The organism is Flavobacterium sp., from assembly GCF_031537875.1.
In the GTDB taxonomy this organism is placed as follows: Bacteria; Bacteroidota; Bacteroidia; order Flavobacteriales; family Flavobacteriaceae; genus Flavobacterium.
Map to the genome: position 1 here is coordinate 46516 of NZ_JAVKNB010000010.1, position 16441 is coordinate 62956.

The following is a 16441-nucleotide window of genomic DNA, read 5'->3' on the forward strand; positions in this document are numbered from 1 at the left end:
GAGAAAGACATGGCAAAATTGACAAAAAAGCAAAAAGAGGCTGCTTCAAAAATTGAAAAGAACAAATTGTATTCTTTAAAAGATGCTGCTGCATTAATTAAAGTTATTGCTTCTGCAAAATTTGATGAGTCTGTTGATATCGCAGTACGTTTAGGAGTTGATCCTAGAAAAGCGAATCAAATGGTAAGAGGTGTGGTAACATTGCCTCATGGAACAGGTAAAGATGTAAGAGTTTTGGCTCTTGTAACTCCTGATAAAGAAGCTGAAGCTAAAGCGGCTGGTGCAGACCACGTTGGTTTAGATGATTACCTTCAAAAAATTAAAGACGGTTGGACTGATATTGATGTAATCATCACTATGCCTGCTGTTATGGGTAAATTAGGTCCATTAGGTCGTGTTTTAGGACCTAGAGGTTTAATGCCAAACCCAAAAACAGGTACGGTAACTATGGATGTTGCAAAAGCAGTTCAAGAAGTTAAAGCTGGTAAAATCGATTTCAAAGTTGATAAAACTGGTATTGTACACGCAGGTATAGGTAAAGTATCTTTTGATGCTGATAAAATCTATGACAATGCACACGAAATTATTCAAACATTAATCAAACTTAAACCAACTGCTGCTAAAGGTACCTATATTAAAGGTATTCACCTTACAAGCACAATGAGTCCTGCAATTGCATTGGATCCAAAAGCAGTATAATTGGTAGTTAATAATTTTTAGTATGACTAGAGAAGAAAAATCAATCGCGATTGAAGATTTAACTGCACAGTTAGCTGGTACAAATGTTATTTATGTATCTGATATTTCTGGACTTAATGCAGAGACTACTTCAGACTTAAGAAGAGCTTGTTTTAAAGCAGGTATTAAATTAGAGGTTGTAAAAAACACTTTGCTTGCAAAAGCAATGGAGGCTTCTGATAATGATTATGGTGACTTGCCATCAGTATTAACTGGTAACAGCGCTATTTTTATTGCAGATATAGCTAATGCACCTGGAAAAATAATTAAAGATTTCAGAAAAAAATCAGATAAGCCTGTATTAAAAGGTGCTTACATTAATTCTGAAGTTTACATTGGAGACGATCAATTAGATGCTTTGGCAACTATCAAATCGAAAGAAGAACTTATTGGCGAAATCATTGGATTACTTCAATCACCAGCACAACGAGTTATTTCTGCTCTTCAAAACCACTTCAAAGACGAAGAGGTTGCTTAATTAAGCTTTGCTTAAATTAAGTGTAGAAAACGCGCACAATAAATAAATTATATTTTACAAATCATTTTAAAACGATAGAAAAAATGGCAGATTTGAAACAATTCGCAGAACAATTAGTTAACCTAACAGTAAAAGAAGTTAACGAATTAGCAACAATATTAAAAGATGAGTATGGTATCGAGCCTGCTGCTGCAGCTGTAGTAGTTGCTGCTGGTGGTGCTGATGCTGGTGGTGCTGCTGAGCAATCAGAGTACACTGTAGTATTGAAAGATGCTGGTGCTTCTAAATTAGCAGTTGTTAAATTAGTAAAAGAACTTACAGGTTTAGGTTTGAAAGAAGCTAAAGATGTAGTTGACGGTGCTCCAAGTAACGTTAAAGAAGGTGTTTCTAAAGAAGAAGCTGAAGGGCTTAAAAAATCTTTAGAAGAAGCTGGAGCTGTTGTTGAGTTAAAATAACTTTTACATAGTTTTAGAACAAGGTTTAGGTCTTGAGTTGTAACACTCAATGACCTAAACCATTTTTCGTATAATAAAATTATTACCAGTTTTATTATAAATTAGTTTAAAATACGAAAAAGTTTTTGATCAATACGAAGACAAAAAATACACTATTGATAGTCTATTTTTAAAGATGTGTTGGTTACAAAAAGAAAGTATAGATTAAACAGTGTTTTACACAAAAAATTACTTTTTTTAAATCAAAATTTTGTCCATCGATGATAACGAATCAGACTGAAAGATTGAATTTTGCCTCAACAAAAAATATTCCTGCATATCCAGATTTTCTAGATGTTCAGGTTAAATCGTTTAAAGATTTTTTCCAATTGGAAACTAAATCTGACGAAAGAGGCGACGAAGGGTTGTACAACACCTTCATGGAAAACTTCCCAATCACAGATACAAGAAATAACTTTGTATTAGAATTTCTCGATTATTTTGTAGATCCACCACGTTATACAATTCAAGAATGTATAGAAAGAGGACTTACGTATAGTGTGCCTTTAAAAGCGCGTTTAAAACTGTATTGTACAGATCCAGAACACGAAGACTTTGAAACTATTGTACAAGATGTATATCTTGGAACAATTCCTTACATGACTCCAAGTGGTACTTTTGTTATCAATGGTGCTGAGCGTGTAGTTGTTTCTCAATTACACAGATCACCTGGTGTTTTCTTTGGACAATCATTCCATGCAAATGGAACTAAATTATATTCTGCCAGAGTAATTCCTTTTAAAGGTTCTTGGATAGAATTTTCTACTGATATCAATAGCGTAATGTATGCTTATATCGATAGAAAGAAAAAATTACCAGTTACGACTCTTTTTAGAGCAATTGGTTTTGAAAGAGATAAAGATATCCTTGAAATTTTTGACCTTGCTGAAGAAATTAAAGTTTCTAAAACAGGACTTAAAAAATATATTGGTAGAAAATTAGCGGCACGTGTATTGAATACATGGCACGAAGACTTCGTTGATGAAGATACTGGCGAGGTGGTTTCTATCGAACGTAACGAGATTATCCTTGATAGAGATACCATTATCGACAAAGATAATGTAGAAGAAATCATTGATTCTAACGTTAAATCTATTTTGTTACATAAAGAAGATGCTAATCAAGGTGATTATGCTATCATTCACAATACGTTACAAAAAGATCCAACAAACTCTGAAAAAGAAGCTGTTGAGCATATCTACAGACAATTGCGTAACGCAGAACCGCCTGATGAAGAAACTGCTCGAGGCATTATCGATAAATTGTTCTTCTCTGACCAACGTTATAACTTAGGTGAAGTAGGTCGTTACAGAATGAACAAAAAACTTGGTTTAGATATCCCAATGGAAAAGCAAGTGCTTACCAAAGAAGATATCATTACCATTGTAAAATATTTGATTGAATTGATCAACTCTAAAGCGGAGATTGATGATATCGATCACTTATCAAACCGTCGTGTTAGAACAGTTGGTGAACAATTGTCTCAACAATTCGGTGTTGGTTTAGCTCGTATGGCTAGAACCATTAGAGAAAGAATGAACGTTAGAGATAACGAGGTGTTTACACCTATTGATTTGATTAATGCTAAAACATTATCTTCTGTAATTAACTCTTTCTTTGGAACTAACCAGTTGTCTCAATTTATGGATCAAACGAATCCATTAGCTGAGATTACACACAAAAGAAGATTATCTGCACTTGGACCAGGTGGACTTTCAAGAGAAAGAGCTGGTTTCGAGGTTCGTGACGTTCACTATACGCACTACGGACGTTTATGTCCTATTGAAACACCAGAGGGACCAAACATTGGTTTGATTTCATCTTTAGGTGTTTATGCTAAAGTGAATGGTATGGGATTCATTGAGACTCCTTACCGTAAAGTAACTAATGGTGTAGTAGATTTAGAATCTACTCCTGTTTACTTAAGCGCTGAAGAAGAAGAAGGTATGATGATTGCGCAAGCAAACATTCAAATGGATAATTCAGGAAAAATTACTGCTGATAACGTAATTGCACGTCAAGAAGGTGATTTCCCTGTAATTGAACCATCTAATGTTCATTATACTGACGTTGCTCCGAACCAAATTGCATCGATTTCGGCTTCATTAATTCCTTTCTTGGAACATGATGATGCGAACCGTGCGTTGATGGGATCAAACATGATGCGTCAAGCAGTACCTTTGATTCGTCCAGAAGCTCCAATTGTTGGAACTGGTTTAGAGCGTCAAGTGGCTTCGGATTCTAGAGTATTAATTAATGCTGAAGGACACGGAACAGTTGAATACGTTGATGCTAATATCATTACTATTAAATACGATCGTTCTGAAGAAGAAAGAATGGTGAGTTTTGATACTGATGAGAAAACATACAATTTAATCAAATTTAGAAAAACCAACCAAGGAACAAGTATCAACTTGAAACCTATCGTAAGAAAAGGTGATAGAGTAGTTCCAGGTCAAGTTTTATCTGAAGGATATGCTACTCAAAATGGAGAGTTGGCTTTAGGTAGAAACCTTAAAGTTGCCTTCATGCCTTGGAAAGGGTATAACTTTGAGGATGCGATTGTAATTTCTGAGAAAGTAGTTCGTGACGATATCTTTACCTCTATTCACGTTGATGATTATTCATTAGAAGTGAGAGATACTAAATTAGGTAACGAAGAGCTAACGAATGATATTCCTAACGTTTCTGAAGAGGCCACTAAAGACTTAGATGAAAACGGTATGATTAGAATTGGAGCCGAGGTGAAACCTGGTGATATTCTTATCGGAAAAATTACGCCAAAAGGAGAATCAGATCCTACTCCAGAAGAGAAATTGCTTCGTGCTATCTTCGGGGATAAAGCAGGTGATGTAAAAGATGCATCGTTAAAAGCGTCTCCTTCTCTACACGGTGTAGTTTTAGATAAAAAATTATTCGCAAGAGCGGTAAAAGATAAACGTAAGAGAACGCAAGATAAAGATGCTTTAACAGCTCTTGAATCTGAATTCGAAACTAAATTTGTTGAATTGAAAGACAAATTAGTAGAGAAATTGTTCGTTATCGTTAACGGAAAAACGTCTCAAGGTGTAATGAATGATTTGGGTGAAGAAGTTTTACCAAAAGGTAAAAAATATACTCAAAAAATGTTGTACGCTGTTGAAGATTTCGCTCACTTAAGTAAAGGTCAATGGGTTGCTGATGATGCAACTAATAAAATGGTTAATGATTTGATTCATAACTATAAAATTAAATTGAACGACTTACAAGGAGCTTTACGTAGAGAAAAATTCACGATTACTGTTGGGGATGAATTGCCAGCGGGAATCTTGAAATTAGCGAAAGTATATATCGCTAAAAAACGTAAGTTGAAAGTTGGGGATAAAATGGCGGGTCGTCACGGTAACAAAGGTATTGTTGCTCGTATCGTTCGTCATGAAGATATGCCTTTCTTGGAAGACGGAACACCAGTTGATATTGTATTGAATCCACTTGGGGTACCTTCTCGTATGAACATTGGTCAGATTTATGAAACCGTTTTAGGATGGGCAGGTATGAACTTGGGTAGAAAATTTGCTACTCCAATTTTTGATGGTGCTTCTTTAGACGAAATCAATGCCTTGACAGACGAAGCAGGTGTACCACGTTTTGGACACACACATCTTTATGATGGAGGTACTGGAGAACGTTTCCACCAAGCTGCAACTGTGGGTGTTATCTATATGTTGAAATTAGGACACATGGTAGATGATAAAATGCACGCACGTTCTATCGGACCATACTCGTTGATTACACAACAACCATTGGGTGGTAAAGCTCAATTTGGAGGTCAACGTTTTGGAGAGATGGAGGTTTGGGCTCTTGAGGCATATGGAGCTTCAAGTACATTGAGAGAGATCTTGACTGTTAAGTCTGATGATGTTATTGGTAGAGCTAAATCTTACGAAGCAATCGTTAAAGGTGAGTCTATGCCAGAACCAGGATTGCCAGAATCATTCAATGTATTAATGCATGAATTGAAAGGTCTTGGATTAGACATCAGATTAGAAGAATAAAAAAGAATGCTGTATTCAGTTCCATTAGTTTGGAACTGAATACTTTATTTATAATAAGTTTTTAAGGATTTATACCCGTAAACCGTTCCGATTTTTTATTGAAGCCTTTAGGTTTTTATAACTAGCACTTCAAAATTAGTTTGAAGTTTAGAGAAGTAATTCGAGGTATTAGCTGAATGGTTTGTTTTGAAGAGTTTAATCACTAATTGGAACAAGTCATAAATCTAAATCAATTTTTTAATTGCAAATAAATCAATAGTAAAAACTATGATGAATAATAGAAATAATAAAGACAAGAACCAAGTAAAAAGGTTCGACAAAATTTCGATAGGACTTGCTTCTCCTGAATCTATCTTAAAAGAATCAAGAGGTGAAGTATTAAAACCAGAGACTATCAACTATAGAACACACAAACCAGAGCGTGATGGTCTTTTCTGTGAAAGAATTTTCGGTCCTGTTAAGGATTTTGAATGTGCTTGTGGAAAATACAAAAGAATTCGTTACAAAGGAATCATTTGTGATCGTTGTGGTGTTGAAGTTACGGAGAAAAAAGTTCGTAGAGATAGAGTAGGACACATCAACCTTGTTGTGCCAATTGCTCATATTTGGTATTTCCGTTCTCTTCCAAACAAAATTGGTTATATCCTTGGATTGCCATCTAAGAAATTAGACATGATTATTTACTACGAAAGATACGTAGTAATCCAAGCGGGTATTGCTAAAAATGCTGAAGGAGAGTCTTTACAAAGATTAGATTTCTTGACAGAAGAAGAGTATTTGAATATTTTAGATACACTTCCAGCTGACAATCAATATTTAGATGATTTTGATCCTAATAAATTTGTTGCCAAAATGGGAGCAGAGTGTATTATGGATTTATTAGCACGTATCGACTTAGATGAGTTATCATACAGTTTACGTCACAGTGCTAACAATGAAACGTCTAAACAACGTAAAACAGAAGCATTAAAAAGATTACAAGTAGTAGAGTCTTTCCGTGAGTCTAACTTGAACCGTGAAAATCGCCCAGAATGGATGATTATGAAAGTAGTTCCAGTTATTCCACCAGAATTACGTCCATTGGTGCCACTTGATGGAGGTCGTTTTGCTACTTCTGATTTGAATGATTTATACCGTCGTGTAATTATACGTAACAATCGTTTGAAAAGATTGATGGAGATCAAAGCTCCTGAGGTAATCTTGAGAAACGAAAAACGTATGTTGCAAGAGTCTGTAGATTCACTTTTCGATAATACTCGTAAAGCATCTGCAGTAAAAACAGAATCGAACAGACCATTAAAATCATTATCGGATTCATTAAAAGGGAAACAAGGACGTTTCCGTCAAAACTTACTTGGAAAACGTGTGGATTATTCTGCTCGTTCGGTAATTGTTGTTGGACCTGAGTTGAAATTATTCGAATGTGGTATCCCAAAAGATATGGCATCTGAATTGTACAAACCTTTCGTAATCCGTAAATTGATTGAAAGAGGTATTGTAAAAACGGTAAAATCAGCTAAAAAAATAATTGATAAAAAAGAGCCTGTAGTTTGGGATATCCTTGAAAATGTAATCAAAGGTCACCCAGTATTACTGAATCGTGCTCCTACTTTGCACCGTTTAGGTATTCAAGCGTTCCAACCGAAATTAATTGAAGGAAAAGCAATCCAATTGCACCCTTTAGTGTGTACGGCATTCAACGCGGATTTTGATGGAGACCAGATGGCAGTTCACTTGCCATTAGGACCAGAAGCAATCTTGGAGGCACAATTATTAATGTTGGCTTCTCACAATATTTTGAACCCTGCTAATGGAGCGCCTATCACGGTACCTTCTCAAGACATGGTTTTGGGTCTATATTATATGACCAAAGAACGTTTATCTACTCCTGAGCATAAAATTTTAGGTCAAGATTTGACTTTCTATTCTGCTGAAGAGGTAAACATTGCATTAAACGAAGGCCAATTAGAATTGAATGCTCGTGTGAAAATTAGAGCTAAAGATTTTAATGAAAATGGAGAGTTGGTTTACAAAATAATCCAAACTACTGCAGGTCGTGTATTGTTTAATGAAGTAGTTCCTGAAGCTGCTGGATATATCAATGATGTATTGACTAAGAAAAACTTAAGAGATATTATCGGTCACATTTTAAGTGTTACTGATGTACCTACTACAGCTGCGTTCTTAGATAATATGAAAGATATGGGGTACAAATTTGCCTTCAAAGGTGGATTGTCATTCTCATTAGGGGATATTAGAATTCCAGAGCAAAAAACAAAATTGATTGCAGATGCTAGAGAACAAGTTGAAGGTATTTCTGCTAACTATAACATGGGTCTTATCACCAATAACGAACGTTACAACCAAGTTATTGACGTGTGGACTTCAACCAATGCTCAATTAACAGAAGCAGCAATGAAAAACATTAGAGAAGACCAACAAGGTTTCAACTCTGTGTATATGATGCTTGACTCTGGAGCAAGGGGATCTAAAGAACAAATTCGTCAGTTAACTGGTATGCGTGGTTTGATGGCTAAGCCTAAAAAATCGACTGCTGGTGGTGGTGAAATTATTGAAAACCCGATTTTGTCTAACTTTAAAGAAGGTCTTTCTATCCTTGAGTACTTTATTTCTACTCACGGTGCTCGTAAAGGTCTTGCGGATACCGCTCTTAAAACTGCAGATGCAGGATACTTAACAAGAAGATTACATGACGTTTCTCAAGACGTAATTGTAAACATTGATGATTGTGGTACATTAAGAGGTGTTGAAGTTTCTGCTTTAAAGAAAAACGAAGAAATCGTAGAATCTTTAGGAGAAAGAATTCTTGGACGTGTAGCATTGCAAGATGTTATTAATCCTTTGAACAATGAAGTATTAGTTGCCTCTGGTCAACAAATTACAGAAGCAATTGTGAAAGCAATTGAAGCATCTCCATTAGAAAAAGTAGAGGTTCGTTCTCCATTAACTTGTGAGGCATTAAAAGGAATCTGTGCTAAATGTTATGGTAGAAACTTAGCTACTGGAAAAATGACTCAAAGAGGAGAGGCAGTTGGAGTTATCGCTGCTCAATCTATTGGAGAGCCTGGTACACAGTTGACACTTAGAACATTCCACGTTGGAGGGGTTGCAGGAGGTATTTCTGAAGAATCTAGCATTGTTGCTCGTTTCCCAGGAAAACTAGAAATTGAAGATTTGAAAACAGTAAAAGGAGAAGATAGCGAAGGAAACGCAGTGGATATTGTTGTTTCTCGTTCTACTGAATTGAAATTAGTTGACGAAAAAACAGGTATTTTATTAAGTACCAATAACATTCCTTACGGTTCAAGTATCTTTGTAAAAGACGGTCAGTCTGTTGGAAAAGGAGAAGTAATCTGTAAATGGGATCCATATAATGGAGTTATTGTTTCTGAGTTTACTGGTAAAATTGCTTACGAAGATTTAGAGCAAGGACAATCGTTCATGGTTGAAATCGATGAGCAAACTGGTTTCCAAGAAAAAGTAATTTCTGAAGCAAGAAACAAAAAATTAATTCCAACTTTATTGGTTTACGGTAAAGACAATGAATTAATTCGTTCTTACAACTTACCAGTTGGAGCCCACTTGATGGTTGATGATGGTGAGAAAATTAAAGCGGGTAAAGTATTGGTTAAAATTCCACGTCGTTCTTCTAAATCAGGAGATATTACAGGAGGTTTACCAAGAATTACAGAGTTGTTAGAAGCTCGTAATCCTTCAAACCCAGCGGTAGTTTCAGAAATCGACGGTGTTGTTTCTTTCGGAAAAATCAAACGTGGTAATCGTGAAATCATCATCGAATCTAAATTTGGTGAAGTGAAGAAATACCTAGTAAAATTATCAAGTCAAATCTTAGTTCAAGAAAATGACTTCGTTAGAGCAGGTGTTCCTTTGTCAGATGGTGCTATTACTCCAGACGATATTTTAAGAATTCAAGGTCCAGCAGCTGTTCAACAGTACTTGGTAAATGAAATTCAAGAGGTATACCGTTTACAAGGGGTAAAAATCAACGACAAACACTTTGAGGTGGTTATTCGTCAAATGATGCGTAAAGTAAGAGTTCAAGATCCAGGAGATACATTGTTCTTAGAAGATCAATTGATTCACACTAAAGATTTTATCTTAGAAAACGATAAGTTATACGGAATGAAAGTGGTAGAAGATGCAGGCGATTCTGATGTCTTGAAACCAGGTCAAATTATTACGCCACGTCAATTACGTGATGAAAATTCGTTATTGAAACGTAATGATAAAAACCTAGTTGTGGCACGCGATGTAATCACTGCAACAGCTACTCCAGTTCTTCAAGGTATTACAAGAGCTTCATTACAAACGAAATCATTTATTTCAGCTGCTTCTTTCCAAGAAACAACTAAAGTATTAAACGAGGCTGCAGTTGCAGGTAAAGTAGATTACTTAGAAGGATTGAAAGAAAATGTTATTGTAGGTCATAGAATTCCTGCTGGTACAGGTATGAGAGAATACGATCATACGATTGTAGGATCTAAAGAAGACTACAATGAAATGATGGCTAACAAAGAAGAATATATTTATTAATTCAAATATAAAGTTTCAAAGTCTGTAGCAATACAGACTTTGATTTTTTTACTCTTTTTATTATGACAGAGCAACAAGACCAGATCAACATTGAGTTAGATGAGCAAACTGCCGAAGGGATTTATTCTAATTTGGCTATTATTAATCATTCTTCTTCTGAATTTGTTTTAGATTTTGTAAGCATTATGCCAGGCATTCCTAAAGCAAAAGTAAAATCAAGAATTGTTTTGACTCCGCAACATGCTAAAAGATTGTTGAAAGCCATTGGAGAAAATATTCACCGTTTTGAAGTCGCTCATGGCGAAATAAAAGACACGGAGCAAGCTCCAATTCCATTGAATTTTGGTCCTGCGGGACAAGCTTAATACAAAAAAGAGGTTTCAGAAATGAAACCTCTTTTTTATTTATTGTAGTTTGTGTGCTACTTCGTTTTTAATTTCTTCTAACACAAATGTGCTCTGAACATTGGAGATACCTTCTATAATAGCTAATTTATCTACTGCAAATTTTTGGTATTCATTCATGTCTTTCACGGCTATTTTTAATAAAAAGTCATAGTTTCCAGAGACATGATAACAGCCCATTACTTCATGCAGTTTTTGGATTTGTTTTTTAAAATTATCAATAAAATCTTTAGAATGAGTAGATAGCGTTACTTGGCAAAATACTTGAATCGATTTCCCAATTTTCACTTCGTCGAGTAAGGCTACGTATTTTTTGATATAGCCTAATTGTTCTAACTTTTTGATTCGGGCAAAGGTAGGAGAGACTGATAAACCTGATTTTTCGGCAATCATTTTGATGTTGGCTTTAGCATCATCTTGTAAAACCATTAAAATTCGTTTGTCTATAGCGTCCATTTCAAAATATTTTTATTGTTTTTATTATTTACCAATTCGGTTTTAATAGTATTATTCTGCTAATGTAGTATTATTTAGAATTAAAATATCAATTTTTGTTATTATTTAGAATATTTTTAAAATAAATATAAATTTACCAAAAAAACATAATGGAATCAAATTCAGTTTTCTTGACCGATACAGATGCACAACGTTTAGTAGATTTAGAGCAAATTATTGCTATTTCTAATCACAACTCCATAGGATATCCTATTTCAAAAGATTTTGATTTTTCAGAAGTGATGCCATTTTTAAAATACCCAATTAACAATGTAGGTGATCCATTTGAAAATTCGATAAATAAAGTAAAAACTCATGAACTCGAAAGAGAAGTAGTAGGTTTTTTTGCTAAATTGTTTAGAGCTGATCCGAATGATTATTGGGGGTACGTTACTAATGGTGGTTCCGAAAGTAATTTGTATGGTTTATATCTGGCCAGAGAATTGTATCCTAAAGGAATGGTGTATTATTCTGAATCGACACATTATAGTATTCGAAAAAATATTCATTTGTTAAATATTCCTAGTATTGTCATTCGTTCTCAAGAAAATGGTGAAATTGATTATACTGATTTAGAAAACACCTTGCGAATTAATCGCGATAAGCCCGCTATTATTTTAGCTAATTTTGGTACCACCATGAAAGAAGCTAAAGACGATGTTTCTAAAATCAAAACCATTTTAAGAAGTCTAGCAATTCAAGATAGTTATATTCATTGTGACGGAGCGTTATCGGGTAGTTATGGCCCTTTTATTGAGCCGCGAGTGCCGTTTGACTTTATGGATGGTGCAGATAGTATTTCTATTAGCGGACACAAGTTTATTGGTTCGCCAATTCCTTCAGGAGTTATTATTACCAAGCGTTCGAATAGAGATCGAATTGCCAAAGGAATATCGTATATAGGTTCTTTAGATACTACAATTACAGGTTCTAGAAACGGACACTGTCCTCTTTTTTTATGGTATGCCTTAAAAAAAATGGGAGTAGAAGGATTGAGACAACGATTCCAAAACAGTCTTGAAGTGGCTGCTTATTGCGAAACGAGATTAAATGAAATTGGGATTCCTGCGTGGAGAAATCCCAATGCTATTACAGTAGTGTTTCCAAAAGTTGCTGACACGATTATTGCCAAATGGCAACTAGCTACTCAAGAAACAATTTCACATATCATTTGTATGCCAAGTGTGACTAAAAATCAAATCGATGAATTGATTTCAGATATTCAAAATTGTGTTGAAGTGGTCAAAAATGACTTTGAATTTGCGTTTTAATTATTCGAATTCTGAAGTAAAAAACAACTTCACGTTCGGATATTTACTTTGGGTCATTTGAATGGTAAAATCGGAATCGGCTAAGAAAACCAATTGTCCGTATTTATCATGAGCCAAAAACTTTTGCTTAATACGTTTGAATTCTTTGAATTCCTCACTTTTAGCATCGTCTGGTTTTACCCAACATGCTTTGTGAACAGGAAAATTCTCGTACGTACATTTCGCACCGTATTCGTGTTCCAATCGGTATTGAATTACTTCGTATTGTAAGGCTCCGACGGTTCCAATGATTTTTCTATTGTTCATTTCTAAGGTGAACAACTGCGCTACTCCTTCGTCCATCAATTGATCCACACCTTTGTCCAATTGTTTGGCTTTTAGTGGGTCGGCATTATTGATGTAACGGAAATGTTCTGGCGAAAAACTCGGAATCCCCTTAAAGCTCATTACTTCGCCTTCGGTTAAAGTGTCTCCAATTTTGAAGTTCCCCGTATCGTGCAATCCTACAATGTCACCAGGGTAGGAGATGTCTACAATTTCTTTTTTCTCAGCAAAAAAGGCGTTCGGACTTGAGAATTTTAAATTCTTCTTTTGGCGAACGTGAAAATAAGGTTTATTTCTTTCAAAAGTTCCCGAAACGATTTTGATAAATGCCAAACGATCTCGGTGTTTGGGGTCCATATTCGCATGAATCTTGAAAACAAAACCTGACATTTTTTCTTCTTTTGGATCAACCAAACGCGTTTCAGAATCTTTAGGTCGAGGCGAAGGTGCAATCGCTACAAAGCAATCCAACAATTCTCTAACTCCAAAATTATTCAAAGCCGAACCAAAAAACACGGGTTGTAATTTTCCGTCCAAGTAGTCTTGACGGTCAAATTTTGGATAGACTTCGTCAATCAATTCCAATTCTTCACGGAGTTTATCCGCAGGTTTTTGACCGATAATTTTTTCTAATTCAGGACTTTGAACGTCCGAGAAAGCAATCGTTTCTTCAATATTCTTGCGACTATCGCCACTAAATAAGTTGATGTTTTGTTCCCATAAATTATAAATCCCTTGGAAGTCGTAACCCATCCCAATTGGGAAACTCAACGGAGTCACGGTCAAGCCCAGTTTTTGCTCCACTTCATCCATCAAGTCAAAGGCATCTTTTCCTTCGCGGTCTAATTTATTGATGAAAACAATAATCGGAATGTTTCGCATTCTACATACCGAAACTAATTTTTCAGTTTGTTCCTCGACTCCTTTGGCAACGTCAATCACTACAATTACGCTGTCCACAGCAGTCAAAGTTCGAAACGTATCCTCGGCAAAATCCTTATGCCCAGGCGTATCCAGAATGTTGATTTTTTTCTCTTTGTAATTGAATGCCAAAACCGAAGTCGAAACCGAAATTCCTCTTTGACGCTCAATTTCCATAAAGTCAGACGTAGCGCCTTTCTTGATTTTGTTATTTTTTACCGCACCCGCTTCCTGAATTGCCCCTCCAAAAAGGAGTAATTTCTCGGTTAGTGTCGTCTTTCCTGCATCGGGATGCGAGATAATTCCAAAGGTTCTCCTACGTTGTATTTCTTCTAAAAAACTCATAATTGCTATAATGGATTGCAAAAATACTATTTACTTCATTAATTAACTAATTCCATATGCTTTTCTGGATATGTCTTTAAAGCTTCCAGCCTTTTTAATTATTTGTACAAATTTTTTTATATTTTTGATAAACATATAAAGCTTTATTATTTGAGTAGATTGATAAAATTGTAGAGCAAGTTTCGTTGATAGACTCAATACAAAAAATTATATGAAAATGAAAAGATGAGCAAAGAGGAATATATAAACAGATAATTAACAAAATGTTTGAAGAGATTAAAATAAAAATTTTCGGAATTCAGCCTGCAGCTAAAGTCACAACTAATAAACTTGAGGTTCTTATTGCAAGAGAATTTCCTGAACATATTGAAGAAGTGACCTTAGCTTTATATAAACTTAACGGATATAGTTCAGATGGTATAAATAGGATTTCAGCCGCAATCTTGAAACTCGCAGATAAAGACCTTTCATTATTGAATTTTTATATCGATAAAGCTAATAGTGATAATAGAGATGTTTTATCTCAAGCAGAATATCCTAGGTGTTCACAACTTGGATTTGAAGATTTTAATATAACCAATATAAAAAGTATTTATTTAGATGACTGGAGAGAATACTCAAAATGGTTAAACTACTAAATTATTAGAGTAAAAGAATATCGTTATCACAAAGTTTCCTTTCCTCGAAGTAAAAGTTATTTCAAGAATTCTCAACTCTATTTTCAAAACGTTTCCTTTGTATTTCCTAATAATTTTTTGTTAATAGTACGCATAGTACTTGCTTTCTCTAATTGAATTGTTATTTTTGTTGGCAATAATACATTTTGGCTTCTGTAGTTAGTAATAGAAGTACTAAAAAATAAAAATTAAACAATGATATTTCAATTACCATCCATTACCATTTTTATGAATAAGAAGGTACTTTCTTTTTTCTTGCTTCTTTTTTCTGTAGTGACTTTAACCGCTCAAGAAGTGATTAAAGAGCAACCGGCAAAAGAAACTCCTAAAACCAACTCGACTAAAAAAATGAAAGTTGATGGTGTAATTGCTACCGTTGGAGATTATATTATTTTAGATTCAGATATTGATAAAGCCTATTTGGAAATTTCTAGTCAAGGTGGTTCGGTTAAGGATATTTCAAGATGTCAGATGTTAGGAAAACTAATGGAAGACAAATTGTATGCGCACCAGGCAGTTCAGGATAGTGTTAAAGTAACCGATTCAGAGGTAAAAACCTTAATGGACGAGCGTTTGAACTACATGACTGAACAATTAGGTTCTATGGATAAGGTAGTGAGTTACTACAAAAAAAATAACGAAGAAGAATTCAGAACCTATTTCTTTGACATTCTTAAAGAAAATAAGTTGACATCAGAAATGCAAAAGAAAATTGTGGATGATGTACAAATTACACCCGAAGAGGTTCGTAATTTCTTTAAGAAAATACCAAAAGAGGAATTGCCTGTTTTTGGTGCCGAAATGGAAGTGGCTCAAATTGTAGTCAAACCTAAAATTTCAGATGCTGACAAACAAAAAGTAATTGATCGTTTGAATGGATTTAAAAAAGAAATTCAAGAAGGGTCTAGTTTCGCAACCAAAGCCGTTTTGTATTCACAAGACCCAGGTTCAAGAGCAAGTGGCGGGTATTACAAGATGAATCGTAAAACGCCTTTTGTAAAAGAATTTAAAGACGTTGCCTTCAGTTTAGCCGAAGGAGAAATTTCAGCGCCTTTCGAAACAGATTTTGGGTATCATATTATTTACGTTGAGAAAATAAAAGGACAAGAGATAGAATTGCGTCATATTTTATTGGCTCCTAAAGTTACTGATGAGTCGTTGCAAGAAGCAAAAGAAAAAATTGCCTTGATTCGTAAACGAATTATGGACAAAGAAATCACTTTTGCGGAAGCAGCAAGAACCTTGTCTGATGAGAAAGAAACGAGAACGAATGGAGGGACTTTAATTAATCCTAAAACACAAGATACGCGTTTTGAATTGACTAAAATGGATCCAAGTTTGTATGCTCAAGTTTCTAATCTAAAAGAGAATGAGATTTCGTCACCGGTTTTAGATGAATTACAAGAAGGTAAAAAGCAATACAAATTAATTACGGTTACGAATAGAATCAACGAGCATACGGCAGATTATGCCAAAGATTATACTAAAATTAAAGATTTAGCGTTAAAAGAAAAACAAATCAAAGCGATAGCAAAATGGTTTGACGAAAAAATAAAATCTACTTATATTAAAATTGTAGGTGAATACAGAGATTGTGTGTTTACCAACAATTGGTTGAAAAAATAAATTTTTTAAAAAATCAAAAAAGGGTTAGCTTTATGAAATCAAAATCATATTGCTAACTC

The 16441-nt window shown here is 34.7% G+C and carries 11 protein-coding genes; 9 read left to right on the forward strand and 2 right to left on the reverse strand.

What is annotated here, in order from left to right:
* The first annotated feature begins 9 nt into the window (after positions 1-9).
* The 6 genes from rplA to RMR09_RS05445 all read left to right on the forward strand — a co-directional run bounded on the left by rplA (position 10) and on the right by RMR09_RS05445 (position 10684).
* Entirely contained in the window at positions 10-699 is a 690-nt protein-coding gene (gene rplA / locus RMR09_RS05420) for a 50S ribosomal protein L1 (RefSeq protein ID WP_229317256.1), read from the forward strand.
* 22 nt (positions 700-721) lie between these two features.
* On the forward strand, positions 722-1216 hold the full coding sequence (gene rplJ / locus RMR09_RS05425; RefSeq protein ID WP_264532592.1) for a 50S ribosomal protein L10: 495 nt from the start codon (positions 722-724) through the stop codon (positions 1214-1216).
* An 83-nt stretch (positions 1217-1299) separates the two neighbouring features.
* Positions 1300-1671 carry a 50S ribosomal protein L7/L12 gene (gene rplL, locus RMR09_RS05430; RefSeq protein WP_310594785.1) on the forward strand — a complete coding sequence of 124 codons (372 nt, stop codon included), beginning with the start codon at positions 1300-1302 and terminating at the stop codon, positions 1669-1671.
* A gap of 260 nt (positions 1672-1931) precedes the next feature.
* A complete protein-coding gene (gene rpoB / locus RMR09_RS05435; protein WP_310594786.1) occupies positions 1932-5744 on the forward strand; it encodes a DNA-directed RNA polymerase subunit beta in 3813 nt (1270 codons plus the stop codon).
* A gap of 267 nt (positions 5745-6011) precedes the next feature.
* The gene (rpoC, locus tag RMR09_RS05440) at positions 6012-10319 is read left to right on the forward strand and encodes a DNA-directed RNA polymerase subunit beta' (protein WP_310594787.1); all 4308 of its coding nucleotides are present in this window, start codon (positions 6012-6014) and stop codon (positions 10317-10319) included.
* A 62-nt stretch (positions 10320-10381) separates the two neighbouring features.
* The gene (locus tag RMR09_RS05445; RefSeq protein WP_229317243.1) at positions 10382-10684 is read left to right on the forward strand and encodes a DUF3467 domain-containing protein; all 303 of its coding nucleotides are present in this window, start codon (positions 10382-10384) and stop codon (positions 10682-10684) included.
* A 39-nt stretch (positions 10685-10723) separates the two neighbouring features.
* Here the strand turns inward: RMR09_RS05445 and RMR09_RS05450 are convergent, their stop codons facing one another.
* Positions 10724-11179 carry an Lrp/AsnC family transcriptional regulator gene (locus RMR09_RS05450; RefSeq protein WP_310594788.1) on the reverse strand — a complete coding sequence of 152 codons (456 nt, stop codon included), beginning with the start codon at positions 11177-11179 and terminating at the stop codon, positions 10724-10726.
* A gap of 149 nt (positions 11180-11328) precedes the next feature.
* Here RMR09_RS05450 and RMR09_RS05455 point away from each other — a divergent pair, with 149 nt between their 5' ends.
* On the forward strand, positions 11329-12489 hold the full coding sequence (locus tag RMR09_RS05455) for a histidine decarboxylase (protein WP_310594789.1): 1161 nt from the start codon (positions 11329-11331) through the stop codon (positions 12487-12489).
* On the opposite strand, the gene RMR09_RS05460 is transcribed toward RMR09_RS05455, so the two are convergent.
* A complete protein-coding gene (locus tag RMR09_RS05460; protein WP_296685891.1) occupies positions 12490-14079 on the reverse strand; it encodes a peptide chain release factor 3 in 1590 nt (529 codons plus the stop codon). It abuts the gene before it with no gap.
* A 263-nt stretch (positions 14080-14342) separates the two neighbouring features.
* Between RMR09_RS05460 and RMR09_RS05465 the strand changes: the two genes are divergently transcribed.
* Both RMR09_RS05465 and RMR09_RS05470 read left to right on the forward strand, forming a co-directional pair.
* Positions 14343-14717 (forward strand): hypothetical protein, encoded by a 375-nt coding sequence (locus RMR09_RS05465; RefSeq protein ID WP_310594790.1) that lies wholly within the window; start codon positions 14343-14345, stop codon positions 14715-14717.
* 234 nt (positions 14718-14951) lie between these two features.
* A complete protein-coding gene (locus RMR09_RS05470) occupies positions 14952-16382 on the forward strand; it encodes a peptidylprolyl isomerase (RefSeq protein WP_310594791.1) in 1431 nt (476 codons plus the stop codon).
* Positions 16383-16441: the final 59 nt, after the last annotated feature.

What these genes read in the sequence shown, in the direction of transcription:
- rplA (WP_229317256.1), top strand. Translation starts at nt 10, where the DNA reads ATGGCAAAATTGACAAAAAAGCAAAAAGAGGCTGCTTCAAAAATTGAA.
- RMR09_RS05455 (WP_310594789.1), top strand. Translation starts at nt 11,329, where the DNA reads ATGGAATCAAATTCAGTTTTCTTGACCGATACAGATGCACAACGTTTA.
- RMR09_RS05450 (WP_310594788.1), bottom strand. Translation starts at nt 11,179, where the DNA reads ATGGACGCTATAGACAAACGAATTTTAATGGTTTTACAAGATGATGCT.
- rpoB (WP_310594786.1), top strand. Translation starts at nt 1,932, where the DNA reads ATGATAACGAATCAGACTGAAAGATTGAATTTTGCCTCAACAAAAAAT.
- RMR09_RS05465 (WP_310594790.1), top strand. Translation starts at nt 14,343, where the DNA reads ATGTTTGAAGAGATTAAAATAAAAATTTTCGGAATTCAGCCTGCAGCT.
- rplL (WP_310594785.1), top strand. Translation starts at nt 1,300, where the DNA reads ATGGCAGATTTGAAACAATTCGCAGAACAATTAGTTAACCTAACAGTA.
- rplJ (WP_264532592.1), top strand. Translation starts at nt 722, where the DNA reads ATGACTAGAGAAGAAAAATCAATCGCGATTGAAGATTTAACTGCACAG.
- RMR09_RS05460 (WP_296685891.1), bottom strand. Translation starts at nt 14,079, where the DNA reads ATGAGTTTTTTAGAAGAAATACAACGTAGGAGAACCTTTGGAATTATC.
- rpoC (WP_310594787.1), top strand. Translation starts at nt 6,012, where the DNA reads ATGATGAATAATAGAAATAATAAAGACAAGAACCAAGTAAAAAGGTTC.
- RMR09_RS05445 (WP_229317243.1), top strand. Translation starts at nt 10,382, where the DNA reads ATGACAGAGCAACAAGACCAGATCAACATTGAGTTAGATGAGCAAACT.
- RMR09_RS05470 (WP_310594791.1), top strand. Translation starts at nt 14,952, where the DNA reads ATGATATTTCAATTACCATCCATTACCATTTTTATGAATAAGAAGGTA.